The 18,564-nt window shown below is 64.9% G+C and carries 18 protein-coding genes; 13 read left to right on the top strand and 5 right to left on the bottom strand.

The window, feature by feature from the left end:
* The first annotated feature begins 132 nt into the window (after positions 1-132).
* From RJT48_RS04835 to RJT48_RS04865, 7 genes are read left to right on the top strand one after another with little or no spacing between them, the layout of a single operon-like run.
* On the top strand, positions 133-1,671 hold the full coding sequence (locus RJT48_RS04835; protein ID WP_311171113.1) for a flagella accessory protein C: 1,539 nt from the start codon (positions 133-135) through the stop codon (positions 1,669-1,671).
* Entirely contained in the window at positions 1,655-2,095 is a 441-nt protein-coding gene (arlF, locus tag RJT48_RS04840) for an archaellum stator protein ArlF (RefSeq protein ID WP_311171114.1), read from the top strand. The genes RJT48_RS04835 and arlF overlap by 17 nt, the downstream gene beginning before the upstream one ends.
* Positions 2,096-2,548, top strand: coding sequence for an archaellum stator protein ArlG (gene arlG, locus RJT48_RS04845; protein WP_311171115.1), 453 nt, complete (start codon positions 2,096-2,098; stop codon positions 2,546-2,548). It begins immediately after the preceding gene.
* Entirely contained in the window at positions 2,545-3,297 is a 753-nt protein-coding gene (gene arlH, locus RJT48_RS04850) for an archaellum protein ArlH (protein WP_311171116.1), read from the top strand. The genes arlG and arlH overlap by 4 nt, the downstream gene beginning before the upstream one ends.
* Positions 3,297-4,964, top strand: a complete 1,668-nt coding sequence (locus RJT48_RS04855; protein WP_311171117.1) for a type II/IV secretion system ATPase subunit — start codon at positions 3,297-3,299, stop codon at positions 4,962-4,964. Before arlH ends, RJT48_RS04855 begins: the two co-directional genes overlap by 1 nt.
* Entirely contained in the window at positions 4,964-6,727 is a 1,764-nt protein-coding gene (gene flaJ / locus RJT48_RS04860; protein WP_311171118.1) for an archaellar assembly protein FlaJ, read from the top strand. The genes RJT48_RS04855 and flaJ overlap by 1 nt, the downstream gene beginning before the upstream one ends.
* The gene (locus tag RJT48_RS04865; RefSeq protein ID WP_311171119.1) at positions 6,724-7,800 is read left to right on the top strand and encodes a CheF family chemotaxis protein; all 1,077 of its coding nucleotides are present in this window, start codon (positions 6,724-6,726) and stop codon (positions 7,798-7,800) included. The genes flaJ and RJT48_RS04865 overlap by 4 nt, the downstream gene beginning before the upstream one ends.
* A gap of 20 nt (positions 7,801-7,820) precedes the next feature.
* Here RJT48_RS04865 and RJT48_RS04870 read toward each other — a convergent pair whose 3' ends face one another.
* Entirely contained in the window at positions 7,821-8,042 is a 222-nt protein-coding gene (locus RJT48_RS04870; protein ID WP_311171120.1) for a DUF7511 domain-containing protein, read from the bottom strand.
* Positions 8,043-8,152: 110 nt separating this feature from the next.
* Between RJT48_RS04870 and RJT48_RS04875 the strand changes: the two genes are divergently transcribed.
* On the top strand, positions 8,153-8,335 hold the full coding sequence (locus tag RJT48_RS04875; protein ID WP_311171121.1) for a DUF7576 family protein: 183 nt from the start codon (positions 8,153-8,155) through the stop codon (positions 8,333-8,335).
* A gap of 97 nt (positions 8,336-8,432) precedes the next feature.
* Here RJT48_RS04875 and RJT48_RS04880 read toward each other — a convergent pair whose 3' ends face one another.
* Entirely contained in the window at positions 8,433-10,829 is a 2,397-nt protein-coding gene (locus tag RJT48_RS04880) for an ATP-dependent DNA helicase (RefSeq protein ID WP_311171122.1), read from the bottom strand.
* A 264-nt stretch (positions 10,830-11,093) separates the two neighbouring features.
* Here RJT48_RS04880 and RJT48_RS04885 point away from each other — a divergent pair, with 264 nt between their 5' ends.
* Both RJT48_RS04885 and RJT48_RS04890 read left to right on the top strand, forming a co-directional pair.
* Complete coding sequence (locus RJT48_RS04885; RefSeq protein ID WP_311171123.1) at positions 11,094-11,411, top strand: MarR family transcriptional regulator; 318 nt, start codon at positions 11,094-11,096, stop codon at positions 11,409-11,411.
* Positions 11,408-11,743: a hypothetical protein gene (locus RJT48_RS04890; RefSeq protein WP_311171124.1), complete on the top strand. Its 336-nt coding sequence runs from the start codon at positions 11,408-11,410 to the stop codon at positions 11,741-11,743. Before RJT48_RS04885 ends, RJT48_RS04890 begins: the two co-directional genes overlap by 4 nt.
* A 44-nt stretch (positions 11,744-11,787) precedes the next feature.
* Here the strand turns inward: RJT48_RS04890 and RJT48_RS04895 are convergent, their stop codons facing one another.
* Both RJT48_RS04895 and RJT48_RS04900 read right to left on the bottom strand, forming a co-directional pair.
* Positions 11,788-13,104, bottom strand: coding sequence for an RNA-guided endonuclease InsQ/TnpB family protein (locus RJT48_RS04895; RefSeq protein ID WP_311171125.1), 1,317 nt, complete (start codon positions 13,102-13,104; stop codon positions 11,788-11,790).
* 195 nt (positions 13,105-13,299) lie between these two features.
* The gene (locus RJT48_RS04900) at positions 13,300-13,668 is read right to left on the bottom strand and encodes an ArsR/SmtB family transcription factor (RefSeq protein WP_311171126.1); all 369 of its coding nucleotides are present in this window, start codon (positions 13,666-13,668) and stop codon (positions 13,300-13,302) included.
* A 180-nt stretch (positions 13,669-13,848) separates the two neighbouring features.
* Between RJT48_RS04900 and RJT48_RS04905 the strand changes: the two genes are divergently transcribed.
* The gene (locus RJT48_RS04905; RefSeq protein ID WP_311171127.1) at positions 13,849-15,285 is read left to right on the top strand and encodes an NAD(P)H-hydrate dehydratase; all 1,437 of its coding nucleotides are present in this window, start codon (positions 13,849-13,851) and stop codon (positions 15,283-15,285) included.
* Positions 15,282-15,836 (top strand): cyclic pyranopterin monophosphate synthase MoaC, encoded by a 555-nt coding sequence (moaC, locus tag RJT48_RS04910; protein ID WP_311171128.1) that lies wholly within the window; start codon positions 15,282-15,284, stop codon positions 15,834-15,836. Before RJT48_RS04905 ends, moaC begins: the two co-directional genes overlap by 4 nt.
* Positions 15,837-15,866: 30 nt before the next feature.
* On the opposite strand, the gene hflX is transcribed toward moaC, so the two are convergent.
* On the bottom strand, positions 15,867-17,222 hold the full coding sequence (gene hflX / locus RJT48_RS04915; RefSeq protein WP_311171129.1) for a GTPase HflX: 1,356 nt from the start codon (positions 17,220-17,222) through the stop codon (positions 15,867-15,869).
* Between the two features lie 266 nt (positions 17,223-17,488).
* On the opposite strand from hflX, the gene RJT48_RS04920 reads away from it, so the two are divergent.
* Positions 17,489-18,562 (top strand): DMT family transporter, encoded by a 1,074-nt coding sequence (locus RJT48_RS04920; protein WP_311171130.1) that lies wholly within the window; start codon positions 17,489-17,491, stop codon positions 18,560-18,562.
* Positions 18,563-18,564 lie beyond the last annotated feature (2 nt).

Here is an 18,564-nt window from a genome sequence, read left to right on the forward strand (position 1 = left end):
GAGACCAGTTCCACCGAGGCCGGACGGTCGGACCGGTCATACCGCGCGTTCGGGGCGTCTGTGGGGGCGCAGTTCGGATTCCCGCCGGTCGCGCGGCGGAGCGAGGGACAGCAGTGACAGGAGGGTCGATGGATGGGCGTGATGGACTGGATGGACGGCGACGGCGACGAGGAGTCGGACACTATCGCTACTGACGGACTCGGATTCGACGAGGACCTCGACGACGATATGGGCGGCCTCGACGGCGGCATCGACGACTTCGACGGCGAAGGCGACGACTTCGACGACGAGATGGACGATTTCGACGGCGAAATGGAGGGGTTCGACGACGGCAGCGAGATGGGGGGATTCGACGACGGCGGCGACCTCGGCGGCTCCGGCGTCGACGCCGACCGGGTCGCGGAGATCGAAGACCGCCTCTCGGAGATGGAAAACGAAGTCAGTTCCATCTCCTCGGGGATGAACACGGTCCGCGAGGAGAACAAACAGATCGGCGAGACCGTCGAGGAACTCGACGACACCATCCGGAAGCTGCTGGACATCTACGAGATGGTGACCCGTGGAATCAACCCCTTCGTGGACGACGCCCGCGAGATGGGCGGCCTCGAAAGCGACGGCGCGTTCGGCCTCTTCGATATGGAAGAGGAAGAAGAGGAGAGCCTCGACCCCGACGTCGCGAGCGCCGACGCCGAGGAGTTCTTCGACGAGGACTTCGGGGACCTCGAGGCCGAGGAGGACGAGGCCGAACTCGCCGCCGAGGACGAACTCACCGACGCCGACGACGGCGGCGACCCTGCGGCAGCACTCGACAGTGGGGACGAGGAAGGCGACGACGAGGAAGGCGACAGTGGCGGCGGGGGTGCGAGCTTCGACGAACTGAAGTCCCAATACGAGGAGGAAGGCGGCTTCGAGGACGAGGATGACGACGAAGCGGCCGCCGAAGACGACGAAGCGGCCGCCGAAGACGACGAAGCGGCCGCCGAGGAGTCTGCCGAAGACGAAATCGAAGACGCCCTGACCGGCGAGGATCTCGACGAGGAGTTCGACGGCGACATCGATGGAGCGTTCGCCGAGGATATCGACGGAGCGGACGCCGACGCCGAGGCAGACGCCGTCGAAGACGAAACCGAGACGGTCGTCGAAGCCGAGAGCGCCGAGGAAGTCGAACCCGACGACTCTCTCTTCGAGACCGAAGAAACCGGCGAGGCGACGAATGGTGTTGCCAAGCCGGCTGCGCAGACGAACGCCGCAGCGGACGCAGCCGAGGCGAATGCGGCTCGGAACGGCGCGGCGACGAATCGGCGAGACGCACAGCAGCCCGCCGACACCGACGCGTACCTGACTGCACTTCCGGCCCGGTACACCGCCGAGTCAGTCGTGCTCGAGTGGGCGCGGTTCCTGGTCGACGTCGGCGGAGCGATCGGCGCCGCACGCGCCTTGCGCCAGTACCGGACACAGGGCTGGATCACCCGGCAGGTCGAGCGGACGATGAGCGAACACGTCCGCAACGCCGCTACGGCTGGCGAGAGGGAACGGCCCGAAGAACTGCGCGTCGAGCACCACAGGGAGAGCCTGACCTACATCAGCCGGCTGGCCGGTGATGTCGACGAGTCCCGCCTTCTGGAGGAACTGTCGACGCTCGGAGGGGGTTCCCGTGGGATTCGGCGTTAGCGGCTCGACGGCGATCATCTTCCTCGGGGTGCTCGTCGCGACGGGGACGCTGTACTCGGCCGGTGCAGGGACCGCAGAGCAGATCACCGAAGCCCAAGAGGAGGACAGAGAGGACCTCCTCGACCGTCAGAACACCGAAATCGGGGTGACGGAAGTGGTCTACAACGATAGCGAATCGAATCTGGATATCACCGTGACCAACACGGGGACGACGACGCTGTCGGTCACCGAAACGAGTCTCCTCGTCGACAACGCGCTGGTCCAGCCGGATTCGACCACCGTCGACGAGGACGGCTCGACGGACGTGTGGGCGCCCGATAGCTCCCTCGTGCTCCACGTCAGCGGTATCGATCAGCCCGACCGCGTCAAGGTGGTCGCCGAGAACGGGGTCGCAGCCAGCAACACGACCGTCGAGGTGATCTGAATGGCCGACGTCTCGGTGCCGAGTCTGATCCTGTTCATCGCGAGCATCGTCATCGCGGCGGGCGTGGCGGGCGTCCTCATCGACACCGTCACCGGGATCAGCGGCGCGCTCGACGACCGGGGCGCGGACGTCGCAGAGAACATCCGGACCGATATCGAGGTGATCAGCGACTCCGAGAGCGGCGTCTACGACAGCGACACGAACACGGTCACGCTGTACGTCAAGAACACGGGTGACCGGACGTTGCCGGCGACTGGCGAGACGTTCGACGTCATCGTCGACGCGCAGTACCGCACGAACGTATCCGTCTCCGTCGCCGACGGCAGCGGCGACGACTGGACTCCGCACGGAGTCGTCGAAGTCACGATCGGCGACCTCGATTTGGGTTCGGGCGATCACCGGGTGACGCTGACCGTCGACGGCGACGAGGAGGTGTTCCGTTTCAACCGATGAGCTCGAATCAGTACTCGATCGGACTGCAGGAGCACGATCGACTGGAGAAGGAGCTCGGCGGGGGGCTCCCAGTCGGCTCGATCGTCCTCATCGAGGGCGACTACGGGGCCGGCAAGAGCGTTCTCTCCCAGCGGTTCACCTACGGGTTCACCCAGGAGGATATCGTCACGACGCTCGTATCGACGGAGTTGGGCGTTCGTGGCTTCCTGGACCAGATGCACTCGCTGACGTACGATATGGTGAAGCCGATGCTCGACGAGGAGATGCTCTTCATCCCAGCCGAGATCGACGCTTCGGGGACGCTGACCGGCAGCGAATCCGACGACGAGCGCAAACAGCTCCTCAAGCGGATGATGGAGGCCGAGACGATGTGGGACGCCGACGTCATCCTCGTCGACACGTTCGACGCGATCCTGCGGAACGACCCCAAGTTCGAGGCGCTGGTCCGGCAGAACGAGGAACGGCAGGCCGCCCTGGAGATCATCTCGTTCTTCCGCGATCTGACCACCAAGGGCAAGACGATCGTCCTCACGGTCGACCCCTCGACGGTCGACGAGGAGGCGATCGGCCCCTTCCGGTCGATCGCGGACGTCTATCTCGAATTAGAGATGGTCGAGGTCGGCAACGACGTGCGACGGAACATCTTCGTCAAGCGGTTCGCCGGGATGGGCGAACAGGTCGGTGACCGGATCGGCTTCTCGGTCCGATCGGGCATCGGAATCGTCATCGAATCCAGGAGTGTTGCCTGATGGCTACCGAACACGGCTCAGCGAAGATCGACAGCGAACTGAAGCAGCACGCCCAGCGGTGGAAGCACCTGCGCGAGCATCTCAAGCGCTTCCGACAGATCACCGGGGAGTTCCCGATGCTCGTCGACGAGCCGGACGGCTACGAGTCGCGCCGGCCGAACATCATCTACCACCTCGGCGGGCCGATCTACTCGCAGGTGTACGGGAACTTCGGCGAGACGACCAAGTACTACACCATCGAGCCGGAACTCGAAGACGGCGAACGGGAAGTCTTCGGGCAGGTCAAGGACAAACTGCTCGAGCGGTCGGTGACGAAGCCCGCGCCGACCGACGACACCGAGTACGAGGATCGGATCCGCGAACTCTTAGAGGAGATCGTCGTTCTGGAAGACGAACGCAACGGGCGACTCGCCGAACTCGTCCAGCGGCTCGAACTCGGGCCCCTGGAGATCACCGAGGAGACCTACGAGAAGGTCCGGTACCGGCTCATCCGCGATATCGTCGGTCTCGGCCCGCTCGAACCGATTATGCGCGACCCCGCCAACGAGGACATTCACGTCATCGGGCCCCGGCAGGTCGACGTCGACCACGGGGAGTTCGGGCTGCTCGAAACCACCGTCGAGTTCGACTCCGCGGAGCAGTACGACAACTGGCTCCGGAATATGGGCGAACGGATCGGCGACCCCGTCTCTGACGCGCACCCCATCGTCGACTCGACGCTGCCGGACGGGTCGCGTATCAACATCATCTACTCCGACGACGTCTCGCTGAAAGGCTCGTCGTTGACGATCCGGCAGGGCGACGACGTGCCACTGTCGATCTTCCAGATCACGAAGTGGGGCACACTCTCGCCGGAGTTGGCCGCGTATCTCTGGATCGCCTTAGAGAACGAGCGGACGGTGTTCGTCGTCGGCGAGACGGCGTCCGGGAAGACGACGACGCTGAACGCCATCACGTCGTTCATCCCGCGGGACTCGAAGATCTACACCGCGGAGGACACCGCGGAGGTCCTGCCGCCGCACAACACCTGGCAGCAACTCCTCACCCGCGAGGGGCGCGGCGCGGACTCGGAGGTCGATATGTTCGACCTCGTCGCCGCCGCCCTGCGGTCCCGCCCGGACTACATCATCGTGGGGGAGGTCCGTGGCGAGGAGGGGCGGATGGCGTTCCAGGCCGCCCAGACCGGCCATCCAGTGATGCTGACGTTCCACGCCTCGGACATCGTCTCGATGATCCAGCGGTTCACGGGTGACCCGATCAACGTCCCCGAGACGTTCATGTCGAACGCCGACATCGCGCTGTTCCAGAACCGCGTCAAGCGGGGCGACGAGACGCTCCGCCGCGTCACCTCGGTCCAGGAGATCGAGGGGTACTCCAAGGAGATGGGCGGCGTCGTCACCCGTGAGGCGTTCTACTGGGACCCCGTCGAGGACGAGATCGTCTTTCAGGGCCGGAACAACTCCTACATTATGGAGGAGAAGATCGCGACGCTGCTCGGCTACGACGACACGCGGCAGATCTACGACGACATCGAGTTCCGCTCGGAACTCATCCGGCGGGCGATCCAGGAGAACATCGTCGGCTACCACGAGGTCAACGAGTTCATCGAGGACTTCCAGCGCGACGGCACGGAGGGCATTCCCTTCGATATGACGAGGGTCGACTGATGAGCGAAACAGGGACCGAACCGGAGCCGGACGTCGGATTCGGGGCACAAAAGCGGCAGCTGCGCCAGTTCGCGTCGTCTGTCCTCGACGCCTACGAGCGGATGCCGATGGACAACCGGAAGTACATCATCACGGTCCTGGCGCCGACGATCCTGCTTTTCCTCCTCGGCGTTGCCGGGGCCATCGCGCTCCCGCTGCCGGTGTTGGTCAGGATTCCGATCTTCCTCCTCGGTGCGCTGATGCTTTTGGCCGGAATGCTGTACCCGCGGTTGCTCGTGGAGGACCAGCGGCGCGGCCTGGAGAACCAACTCCACCTCGTCATCACGCACCTGACGGTGCTGTCGACGACGAACATCGATCGAGTGGCAGTGTTCAGACAGCTCGGCCGCCAAGACGAATACGGCGAACTGGCCGTCGAGATGCGGCGGGTAACCGAACTGGTCGACACGTGGAACCAGTCGCTCGACGACGCCCTGAAGCGGCGGTCCCGCGCCGTCCCCTCGAAGGAACTCAGCGACTTCTTCGATCGGCTCGCCTACTCGCTGAACGCCGGCCAGAGCCTGGACGACTTTCTCCTCGGCGAACAACAGACGATGATCCAGCGGTACATCACCGTCTACGAGGGCGCGCTGGGGAACCTGGAGGTGATGAAGGACCTCTATCTCTCGATGATCCTGTCGATGACGTTCGGAATCATCAACGCCATCGTTCTGCCCATCCTCACCGGCACGGACGCGACGATGACAATAGCGGCGGTCATCGTGCTCTTCATCTTCGTGCAGCTGGGTTTCTATTTCGTCATCAGGACGATCTCGCCGCACGACCCGCTGTGGTACCAGCAGGACGAGTACCGCACGAAGATGGATCGCCAGATCGACATTGCCCTCTACGGGTCGGTGGCGCTGGCGCTATTTTTCATCGTCCTCCTCGGGACCGGCACCGTGGGCTGGACGCCCGTCGGACAGGCGGTGCAGGCTGTTATGTTGGATATGCCGATCCCGATCCTGATTGCGGCGCCGCTGACGCCGCTTGCAGTCCCGGGGCTCGTGGCCCGCCACCACGAGAACGGTATCAAAGAGCGCGACGAGGAGTATCCGGGCTTCATCCGGGCGCTGGGTGCCTCAGAGAGCGCGAAGCAGTCGACGACGCGGGCGGTCTTAGAGACGCTTCGGGAGAAGGACTTCGGCATCCTCTCCCGCGAGATCGACCGGCTCTACGGCCGGCTAAATATGCGGATCGCACCGGACCGCTCGTGGTTCTTTTTCACCGCCGAGACCAGTTCCTACCTCATCCAGAAGTTCTCCGAGATGTATTTGGTCGGACGGCAGATGGGTGGAACGCCCAAGCAGCTGGGAGAGCTGATCTCACAGAATATGAACGAGGTGATCAAACTCCGGCGCCAGCGTGACCAAGCGACAGTGACGCTGATCGGGGTCCTCTACGGCATCACCGCCTCGGCGTCCTTTGCCTTCTTCATCGGACTGGAGGTCGTCGAGATCCTCGCGACGTTCTCCTCGGATCTGAACCTCGCGCAGTTCGAGTTCGGCCAGATCATCTACGCGGGCGTCTACAACATCCCGGTGATCGAGTACCTGCTCTCGATGATCATCCTGTTCAACGCCGTCCTGTCGGCGTTGATGATTCGGATGGTCGACGGCGGGCACAAGGTCAACGCCTACCTCCACTTCGTCGTCCTCGTGTGGATCGGTGCCGGAAGCGCAGTACTGACGAGCTCACTCGCAGGAGCGCTGATCAGTGTATGACCTCGACAGATTCAGAGGGCGGAGACGGCGGGACCTCCGAGCACGGTGAAGCGGCCAGCAAACGATCGGAGCTCCTCGAAGCCTACCGGGAACAGAACGGCGACGGCGACGCGGAGTCGGGGTCTCGTGGGGAGTCGAAGTCGGGGTCCGAGAGCGGAGACGGGGCCGACTCGGCTCGCACCGTCGGCGGGGAGTCGATCGTCGTCGACTTCATCGCGAACTTCGTCGCCGGCGGCGACGCCGCCTTCGATCCGACGAAGGGCCGGGTGTTGATGAGCGAACGCCGGCTCGTGCTTGCGACCTCCGAGGCGAAGACGACGATCCCGATCGCGGCCATCTTCGACATCGCGGTCGGGCAGGTGCCCCCGGAGGTCGAGGAGTTCTTCGACTACACCGTGATGGTGGGGTACGTCGACGGCGACTACCGCCGGACGACCGTCATCGGCGGCGACCGCGAGACCATCGAAAAGTTCTCGCTTCTGCTCTTCCGGGCGACGCTCAACGGTTCGACCGCGCTCGTGACGCATCCCGCGAAGGTGGGCGGTCGGGTGATGGACACACCCCAGCGGCGGGCGGGCCTGCACCTAGACTACGAGTCGGTTTCGTTCACCGGCGGCGACTTGCTGGAGACGGACGATCCGGTCTCGATCGACCTCGCGTCGGTCATCTTCTTCGAGGTGATGGAGCGGACCGACGCCGACGGCGAGACGAACCTGGTGCTCTCGGTCCAGCACGTCCAGGAGGGACAGACCGTCACCTCCGAGATCACGATGGGCTCGCGACGGAAGATGAATATCCTCGGCCGCTACTTGCGGCTGATCTACCACTGGATCAAAAGCGACGTCCGCGACGTCGACGTCGAGGAGCACGAACTCGAGGTGCTGGTGGGGCTGTACTCGACCAGCGAGGAGATCGATCTGGCCTCGCTGCTCGATATCGACGAGGCCGAACTGGACGCCCGGCTGGAGTCGCTCCACGAGGACGACCTCGTCACCGACGAGGACCCGCCGGTCGATCTCACGCCGCAGGGCCGGTTCATCGTCAACGAGGAGTTCGAGGACATCAACGTCTAAGGAGAGTGTGAATCGCCGCCTCATCGCATCGCATCGAGCGCGATGAAGGCGTCGGCGTCGGCCGTCAGCCAGGCATCGGTGCGTGTACAGCAACACTCCCGCACGGGGTAGACAGTGCATCGGTCCGGCTGTCCGTCAAACCGGACGACGACGCTGCGGAGGTCGATCTCGCGAGGCGCGTCCTCGTTGTCGGCGCTCTGGGGCGGCGAGCGACGCGGAGTATCAGCGGGAGAGTCTGACATCGGCACCCACAGTCGGATCGAATCGTCCGGAGGCTATATCCCTGCCGTTGGCAGGCAAGTTCCGCCGGCTGGGACGGACTAAAGTGGACGCACACGACACATCCGGGGAGATGGTAGATCCGACTTCGGACCTCGGAGAGGACGTCGACGAGGACGATGCCCCGGTCTGTGCGACCTGCGAGGAGACGATTGTCCAGTCGCCGACACACCGCGTCGTCACCTGGGTCGACGACGGGCGTGCCCGGCACCGGCACTTCTGTTCCGACGAGTGTAAAGCGGCGTACGACGGATAGCGGCGTCGCACCGACCTGCGGCTGTCGCTACTCGCCATCGACGGCCGATCTGCAGCTGTCGCTACTCGCCATCGACGGCCGATCTGCGGCTGTCGCCTTACTCACTATCGACAGCCGACCAGAACCGATCGACGCCGTGGTCGAGCAGGTCCGGAGTCACCGGACCGAACTCCGCGCGCTCGGCCGGCGGGAGGTACTCGCGGACGCTGTCCCACGACTCGCGAGCGTAGCGCGCGTCGACGAGCGCCCGGATCCCGACTTCCCCCGGCCCGCGGATAACGCGGCCGATCGCCTGGCGCGCCTTCCGTACTGCGGGGACGGTCAGCGCCGTCTCGAAGCCGCTGCGACCGCCCTCGCCGTCGGACCCGAACCGGCGGTCGTACGCAGTCTTCACCGCGCGCGTCCGCGGGCTCGACGTGTCGATGATGGGAACGCCGCAGACCGCCGCGGCCGCGAGCCGGTCGCCGCGGTAGTCGACGCCTTCGGTGAGCGTCCCCCGAAGGCTGGTCACGAGTACCTTCGGCTCGCCGTCGAAGAACTCCGCTTTCAGCGCTTCGGTCGTGTCGTCGCCTGAGGATTCATCCAGCAGCACCGGCCGGTCGAGACGCGCTGTCAGCGCCTCGGCCATCCACGCCGCCTCCGCGTAGTTCGGCATCCCCACGAGGACGTTCCCCGGCGACTGTGCGATCTCCGCGACTGCGTCGACGTACGCGCGGCGGGTGGGGTTCGATTCCCCGGGCGCGCCGCGGTTCTCGTGGGTGAACTTCGGGGTGTCGACCGCGAAGGAGGCGCGGTTCCCCTCCGGGAACGACAGGCCGTAGGTCCGCTCTTCGATCGGCCGGCCCGCGGCCGCGAGGGCGTCCAATCCTGTGACCTCCCGGAAGATGTCCATCGGTTCGAGGGTCGCAGACATCAGCACGCCGCCGCCGAACTCCCCGAGGCGGTCGGCGATCGCTTCGCCGGGGACGCAGTTGTGGAGCGCGAGGCGGGCGTTGTATGCGCGCCGCCAGGAGTTCGGCCCCTCGGTCTCGTCCCAGGTCCGCTCTAATTCGAGCGCGCGGAAGTACGCCACGTGGTCGGCCCGCGCCCAGTTTGCGAGCGTCCGCCCGACGGCCGGGGCGGCCCGGCGGACGTCCTCGTCCTCGGCTTCGTTGAGGATGCGCGCGACGACGGCCCCGACCGACTCGGCGCGCAGCCACGCCGCCTCGTCGTAGCCCTCGCTCTCGGCCCACTCGGTCAGTTCGTCGACGCCGGGGGTTTCGGGATCCCGCAGCGGCATCTCCGCGTCGTTGAGTCGCGTGAGGTCCGCACGCCAGTCCGGCAGCGTCCGGTCGAGGTGGGCACGAACGCGCCGATCGATCTCCGAGCGGAGGTCCGAGACGAACGCCCGGGTCTCGCGGAGTTCACGCAGCGTCACGTCAGAGTCTGCGAGTTCCCCGCGAACCAGGTCGGCGTCGGCGCTGCCGGCATCGCCCGTCGACGCCGACTTGCCCGCGTCGGCGAACTCGACGGGTTGGATCACCCGGGTCAGTTCGTTCTCGGCGTCCCGGAGCGTCGTCTCTCCCACGCCGTCGCTCACCAGGTCGCGCACGCGCGGTTCGAGCATATGGGCCTCGTCGCAGACGACGAACGTCTCCTCGTCGAGCAGCGCGCCCGTGAACGACCCCACCGTCTGAGGGTCGAACGCGTGGTAGTAGTTGCCCAACACGACCTCGACGTGCGGGAGGAGCGCACCCATCACCGAGTGCGGGCAGGTCCCGTAGCCCGCGCTCAGCCGCACGAGTTCCTCGGCATCGATGTGCCCGCGCTCGGTGACGTCGAACGGAACTGCTTCGACCGGATCGCCGTCCTCGGGAACGTCGTCGAGGAACGTCGCGTAGAACGGACAGTACTCCGTGTCGCCGTACTCGGCGGTCTCGGGGAGGTACGGCGTCGGCTCCCCGGCCGTCGAGAGGTAGTCCGGGCCGTCCGTCGCCCCCGAGTCCAAAAGCCCCGTCTGGGCCGCTCGTGCCTCCGAGACCAGCGTTCCGGTCGACGTCTCGCCGCCCTCTCCAACGAGGTTCCGGGTGCGCTCGCGCAGTCCCTCACAGCGGTCGTAGACGGTCTCGTCGTCGATGCCGGCGACGCCCACGCGGCTGTACGGGCAGACGTCCGCCTTCCCGAGGAGCGTCAGTCCGGAGATAGGCGACCACTCCTCGGGAAGGTTCGCGTTGATCGTGCCGAGGTCGTCCTCGAACTGCCGGAGCTGCTGCTTGACGCTCGTCAGCACGAGCACGCGCTCGTAGTCGGAGTCGGGATCACGGACGCGGTCGATCCCTGCCGTGAGCGCGAGCATCGTCTTCCCGGTCCCGCAGGCGCCCTCGACGACCAGAAAGCCGTTCCCCTCCGCCGCGTCGATGGCGGCGTCGATGCCGTCGGCTTGTTCGGGGTACGGTTCGTCGTGGCCGAAGACCGCCTGCCAACTCACGTCCGTCAGTGACGTCGCCGCGCTCATATCGGTGTCGGTGAGTGGCCGCGGCTTCGGATAAAAACGTCCGGCAGAAACGACAGAGAATCTGCTCCGTCGAAAATATGCGACAGAAGCGGAATCGACGGATTTTCACGCAGTTCAACCTTCGAAAAAGCGTCGGTTTGCTACAGTAGCGTTTGCAACTGATTGCCCATCTGATCGCCGGCCGTCGTGTGATCGGGTGAGCGAAGAATCGCTAACGCTACGATCTCCCCCAGACTTATTGCTATCTATTGCGTTCTATTACGTATGCCTATCAGCATCGATCGTTTCGACGAAGAGCCCGCAGACGTTCTTGACCTTCAGGAGGGAACTCAGCCCTATCGGATCCTTCAGTTCCTCGCCGAAAACAGCGACCAGGCATTCACACAGACTGAGATTCACGAGGCGACGAACATCAAGCGTGGGAGTGTCGGCGCCGCGTTATCCCGCCTAGAGGATCGAGGCCTCGTTCGGCATCGGGGGCGGTACTGGGCTATCGCAGCGGACGATCGCTTAGCATCTTACGCTGCACAGCTCGGGGCGAGCTCGGCGTCAACGACAGACGACTACTACGGCGAGGAATGACGACGGAGTACACACGGGGGGCAGTGGTGAAAGGACCCGATCTGCTCGGCGACCACGACTACCGGCCGTACGTGTGTCTGAGTGACGATTCGCACCCGTTTCACGGCGAGGAAGCGCTCTACGCGGCCGGCACAACGACACGCCGCGCAGTCGCCATCCCACTCGGTGACGAGGACTTCGTGTCCGGTGGCCTCCCGCAGGAGAGCTACGTGAACCCCTGGACCGTCGTCGTGATCCGTCACGCAGACATCGAGAACGAAGAAGGTCGCCTCGTCGAAACGACGACGGAGCAGATCGCAGAAGCGGCCGCCAGGTATCTCGGTGTCCGTTGACATCCTCCTCCGCCTGAAGGCGGAGGAATCCCGAGGTTGGGATATTACGGTTTGCAGTCTACCACTTGTGCCTGCGGTTGGAATCCACTGGACAAGTCATGAAGGTAGACTCCGGGCTGTGCCAACCAGCCGGTACTCCTATCCCCGGACAACTGCCCGGAGGACTCAGAGTTACTTTCGTCGTTGATGTTGAGACGGATGTTCTCCGCCCCGTTCACGTCAGCGTTGAACGCCGCATCGCACTCCTCGCAGACGTACAAGCCACGTTCGACACGCTGACTGTCGTCTTCCCGACCGCACACGCAACACGTCTTACTCGTATCTCGTTCGTCCACATCTACGACCTCAATACCCTCAACTTTTGCCTTGTATTCGAGAATGTTGCTGAAGCGGTCGAACGCCCACCCGTGCAAGTCGAGATTGCCGTGCCTGCCCCAGCTCTTCGAGTCGCCGTTCTCGTCCTCGCGCACGCCATCCAAGTCTCCGACGTTGATCTTGCCAACACCCTTCTCGACACACCGTTGGACGATGTGTTTCGCTAAGGAGTGGAAGAAGTGGGTGCGGCGCTCAGACCACTTGCTGTGGAGTCGCGTGGCTCTGTCACCACCCGAGTCGTCGCATTTAGCGATTTCCTTCGGGAAGTAGTAGCCGTCCTGTTTCAGACGGTTGCCGGGATACAGGTCGGCGTCATCGGTGCTGTATGCGACGGCGGCGAAGTTGCTGATGCCGAGGTCGATACCCACTGTCTCGGTGCCGGGAGCGGTAGGTGTCTCGATTTCGTCTGTGCAGACGAGGTGCAGCTCCCATCGCTCAGTTTGTTGGTCGTAGACGGCCCTGACTTGTTGCAGGTTCTCAACCTCCACACCGGATCGTGTCTCGTATTCGACAAGGATGTATTCCCACGCTTTCGGGTGTTCCTTGTGATTCGCACCTTTTGACAGCCTGACACGGTTGTTATTGGTGTCGTGCCGGATACCGTTCTGTTTCCACGTCACCGTCGAACGAGGGTGTTCTTCGTGGACACGACGGCCTTGATCGTCGTAGTAGTTTTCTTTGCGGTAGCCGGGCGGATTATCCCGTTCGTCGTCCGAAGAGTACCATGAGTTGAAGGCTTCAGCGAGTTCTTCCAGAACCCGCTGACTGGACTGACTATGCAGTCCCTTGTACTTCGGATGGGTCTTCAACTCGTCTTTCAACTCCTTGTGATCGGGAATTTCGCCCGTCTCCTCCCAGACTTCTCGGGAGTGGTAGTTGGCGACGTTCCAGAGTTTACTGGCACTCCACCCGTGCCGGTCGAGCGACTCCGCGACCTGCGAGTGGTTGCGGATGTTCGCCCGATAGGTCCGGTGGACTTCCAGCATTGTGAACGTCTGTATAATCTCTTATACTCACCATGTTTGTAAAATTTGGTGTTTGATGGCGGTGGAATATCCGGCCCTGCTATCGGTGGGGGACTTTGGAGTGGGTTGTCGGATTCATCCCGCGCCTAAAGGCGCGGGTATTCTCCTTGCTCTCTATAAGAGGGACTGTGTGATAATCGATAGAGTACGGGGCCGCTACTCGGCCGAGGCGAACCGGTCCGTGGCGCCCCCGACACAGACCACAAGCGAATCCCGGGTCGGCGCGTACACCTTCATCTCCCGGCCTTTCACCGAGTACTTCGTGCCGATCACCCGGACGAGTCCGGCCTCCCGGAGCTTCTCGAGGTGGTGTCTGACGTTCTGCAGCGAGGTGTTGACCACGTCTGCGAGTTCGGAGGCGGTCGCCGCCTCGTCCTGCAGGGCGGCGAGTGTCGCGCGGGCGGTGTCGACGGCGAGACAGTCGATCAGTTGCGCCGCTTCCTCGTCTTCCAGGGGGAGGACTCGGACCTCCCCGTCCTCGTCGCCGACACGTCGGTTGGTCTCCGACGGTAACAGCCCCGACATATCCATCGGTTTCGGCCTCGTCTACCTAAAAATTTCGGATATCTGATACAACCTCGGTCACGCGTGATCGGTCCAGTCACACCTTTCTGTCTGTCGATTAGCGTTCACCTGGGGCAGTGAGCAGCACGGAGGCGCCGACACCCACCGGATTTTAGGCCGCGTCGGGCCCAACTACGGACGATGATAACGAGCGAGCGGATGGCCGCGGTCGATCGCAACGCCGAGGCGCTCGGCGTCCCGCGGAAGCAACTGATGGAGTCGAGCGGCAACGCCGTCGCCCGCGAGGTTCGACGGCTGGCGGATCCGGACGCGACGGTTGCTATCGTGGCTGGCCGTGGCAACAACGGCGGCGACGCGCTCGTTGCGGCCCGGTTCCTCGACGGGTACGACGTCGCGGTCCACCTGCTCGGCCGGCCGGCGACGATCACCACCGACATCGCCCGGGAAAACTGGGAGGCGCTGCAGGCGGCCGAGTACGACACGCGCGCGGTGACCGACTCGGCCGACCTCGCTCTGGACGACCCGGACGTCGTCGTCGACGCGATGCTCGGCACGGGCGTGACCGGCGCGCTGCGCGAGCCCGCAGCGACGGCCGCGCGGGCGATGAACGATCTCGATGCCACGATTCTCTCGGTCGACGTCCCGTCGGGCGTCGACGCCGACACCGGCGACGCGCCGGGCGTCGCGGTCGAAGCCGACCACGTCGTGACGTTCCACAACGAGAAGCCGGGGCTGGCCGATCTGGATGCCGCGGTGACCGTCGCGGACATCGGCATCCCCGCAGCCGCGGAACAGTTCACCGGACCGGGCGACCTGCTGACGCTCGACCGGCCCGCGGAGAGTCACAAGGGCGACTTCGGGGAGGTGCTGGTCGTGGGGGGCGGCCCGTACACGGGAGCGCCCGCGCTCGCGGCCCAGGCGGCGCTGCGGGCGGGCGCGGATCTCGTCCGCGTCGCTTGTCCCGATACCGTCGCCCGTGAGATCCAAGGGTTCAGCGAGAACCTCATCCTGCGGCCGTACGACGGTGAGCGTCTCACCTCGGCGCAGGTACCCGAGGTCACATCGCTCGCCGCCGACCACGACGTCGTCGTCCTCGGCCCCGGACTAGGGAGCCACGAAGAGACCCTCGCGGCGGTGGGTGACCTTCTGGAGGCGTACGACGGGACCGCGGTCGTCGACGCGGACGCGCTGTCGGTCGTCCCGGACGTCGAGACCGAGGCGACGCTGATCTGCACCCCACACCGGGGTGAGTTCCGGCGAATGGGCGGCGAGGCTGACGATGACTGGCGACGCCGGGCCGATTCGGTCGCCCGGTTCGCGGCGGACCTCGGAGACGTCCTGCTGGTGAAAGGCCCATACGACGTGATCTCCGACGGCGAGACGACACGCGTGAACCGGACCGGCAACCCGGGGATGACCGTCGGTGGCACCGGTGACGTACTCGCGGGCGCCACCGGCGCGCTCGCGTGCGTGCTCCCACCGTTGCAGGCGGCAGCCGTCGGGGCCTACGCGAACGGCCGCGCCGGGGACGCCGCCGTCGAGGACGCGGGGCACGGCCTGCTGGCGACGGATCTGATCGATCGACTCCCCGCGGCGCTCTGGGAGGACGGACAATGACCACGAACGAAACCGACGACGACGCGACGGCCGATGCACAGCGCGAGGAAACAGGAGACGCCGCCGACGCCGACCTCACCCACGTCGACGACTCGGGCGACGTCCAGATGGTCGACGTCGGCGAGAAGCCCGACACGAACCGCCGCGCGGTCGCACGCGGGACGATCCACCTCTCGTCGTCGACTATCGATGCGATCCGGGCGGACGGCATCGACAAGGGAGACGTGCTCGCGACCGCACGGATCGGCGCGATCCAGGCAGTCAAACACACCTGGGAGACGATCCCGATGTGTCACCAGATTCCGATTACGAACGTCGACACTGACTTCGACGTCCGGGCGGACCACGTGACCCTGACCGTCGCCGTCGAGACGACCGGCAAGACCGGCTGCGAGATGGAGGCACTGGAGGGCGTGACGACCGGGCTGAACGTCGTCTGGGACATGGTGAAAGCCGCCGAAAAGGACGACGAGGGGCAGTATCCCGGGACGGCGATCACCGACGTCGAGGTGGTCTCGAAGGAGAAGCGTCGCGTCGACGGGAACTCGTAACTCGGGATCAAAAAGGCGGCGACGCGTCGACTACCGCCCGTCGATGCTGGCCTCGGAGTCGGCCTCCGGCCTCTCTCCCGCTGCTGCCGGCGCGCGAACGTCCGCAGCCTTCGAGCGCGCCTTTTCCACCACTGCCGGGCGGGCGGAGAACTCGACGAGCACCTCCTCACCGGTATACTCCTCGCGCTCGACGTCCCCGTGGTCGTAGAGCCACGAGACGAGACTCATCGCGTCGTCCGACAGCGGGAGCAACAGCCGTTCCTCGCGCCAATCGGGGAGTTCCGCCTCGATCCGTTCGGTCAACGCGTCGATGTTCTCCCCGGTGAGCCCCGAGACGGCGACGGGGTTCGGCGCGAGGGCGTCCAGCGCCGATCGCTTTTTTTCGAGTTCCGCGTCGTCGACGCGGTCGATCTTGTTGAGGACGGTGACGATCGGTGCCTCGTTGCGCTCGTAGAGTGTGTCGTGGCAGGTCACGAGTTTCTCGCGCATCTCCTCGATCGACTCGGATGCGTCGACGACGAGCAAGACGAGATCCGCACGATAGACCGAATCCAGCGTGGACTCGAAGGACTCCACGAGCCAGTGGGGCAGATCGGAGATGAACCCGACGGTGTCCGTCAGCAGGATGTCCCGTGTCCCCGTGTCGGCTCGACGCGTCGTCGTCCCGAGCGTGGTGAACAGCCGATCCTCGGACTCGGCGGTTGGGTCGAGGTCGGGGTGGAGGTCCTCGTTTTCGGTGACGTCGAGGTCGTCTGCGAGTCGGCGCATCAGGGTCGACTTCCCGGCGTTGGTGTAGCCCGCGAGCGCGACGAGGTCGAAGCCCGACTCCCGGCGCTGCTCGCGACGGGTCTCCTCCTTGTCGGCGATCGCGTCGAGTTCCTCTTTGATGCGCGAGATCTGCGCTTTGATGTCCCGTTCGCGGCTCTCGTCGTACTCGCCGAGCCCCATAAATCCGGGGCGTTCGTCGCGCTTTGCGAGCGAGGCTTTCGCCTCGGCGCGCGGGAGTTCGTAGCGGAGTTCCGCGAGTTCGACCTGGAGTTGCGCCTTCCGGGTGTTGGCCCGCTGCCCGAAGATTTCCAGAATCAACGTGAAGCGGTCGATCACCTCGACCCCCGTTGGAAGTTTCCCGCCGATGTTGAAGGTCTGATAGGGTCCCAGCCGGTTGTCGACGACGACCGCCTGAGCGTCGGTCGCGCGCACCAGGTCCGCGAGTTCCTCGACTTTGCCCTCGCCGAAGTGGTAGGCGGCGTCCTCCGTCCGGGACTGTGAGAGGCGGCCGACGACGTCGTAGCCGGCGGCTCGCGCCAGATCGGCGATCTCACTCAGGTCGGCGGTCTCGCCGCCGTCGACCCGCTTTGCGACGACGACCGGGCTGTCTTCGCTCATACGTGCACCACGGCAGCGGCGGTCTCGGGGGTGTTCACCTGCACTGTCTACCCGTGGGTAGGTGGCCGAACCACTTGAACGCTGTCCGCGGGGGTGGGTGCCCAGCCGACCCTCGGTTGTCAGGTAGGTTGGTAACTATCTTCAAACAAGTCCATCATTATCGATTTCTACTTAATATACTCCATATTAGTGGAATTAAAAACTGCTTTCGATCTATCTCTTGTAGTGAAGTTTAAAAAGTACCGACTCATAACGAAGATATCTCTATGACACGCCGAATTCGTTCCCGGTTTCTTCCGTCCGACGCGACCCTCTTTCTCGTTCTCGCGACCGTCTGGGGGCTGTCGTTCGTGGCGATCGAGGCCGGGCTCCGACACGTCCCGCCGCTGTACTTTGCATCAGTACGCTACGCCCTCGCCGGGGTGCTGGTTCTCGGGTACGCTGCCGCAACGACCGATCGCGTGCGGCCTCACGGCCGAACCGAGTGGCTGAACGTCGCCGTCGTCGGCCTCTTTCTGGTCTTCGGGTACCACGCGCTGCTGTACGTCGGCCAGCTATCCGTCCCCGGGCCGGTCGCCGCGGTCGTCGTCAGCCTCTCGCCGATCCTCACCGCGGCCTTCGCTGCGACGCTCTTGGACGACTCGCTTGATGCGGTCGTGGCCGGCGGCTTCCTCGTCGGCCTCCTCGGTGTCGCGGTCGTCGCCGACCTGGATCTCTCGAACCTGCTTGCGGCCGACGTCTACGGGATCGGCCTCCTCTTCGTCGCCGCCGCGGCCTTCGCGCTGGGATCAGTGCTGTCGACGCCGCTGCGGACGGCCCTCGCCGACGTCTCGATGCAGGGCTGGGCGATGCTCCTCGGCGCGGCCGCGCTCTTCGCCGGGTCGCTGGCGCGCGAGGAGTCGCCCGCCGCCGTCGAGTGGACCGGCGCGGCACTGGCGGCGCTCGCGTACCTGACGCTCTTTTCGGGCGTCGTCGGCTTCCTCGTGTACTTCGCGCTCCACGAGCGGATCGGCCCGGCCGAGAGCAACCTGGTCAGCTACTTCCAGCCGATCGTGGCCGCATTCGGTGGTTGGGCCCTCCTCGGACAGACGGTGACCCCCACGACGGTCGCGGGCTTTCTCGGCATCTTCGCCGGGTTCCTGCTGGTCAAACACGAGACCGTCCGGGCTCGGGTCGGGGTCGCTGGCGTACAGTCCCCTGGACCGTTCGCACTGCAGGTCAGCTTCGAGCGTCGGCTCCGATGGCTGCGCTGCAACGGCCGCGCAGTGTACTACGGCCACGATCCTGACTGCAACGACACCGCCACTGCAGCGGTGGGGTTCGGACAGGACGCCGACTGATC

It is taken from the genome of Halobellus ordinarius (genome assembly GCF_031823395.1).
In the GTDB taxonomy this organism is placed as follows: Archaea; Halobacteriota; Halobacteria; order Halobacteriales; family Haloferacaceae; genus Haloquadratum; species Haloquadratum ordinarius.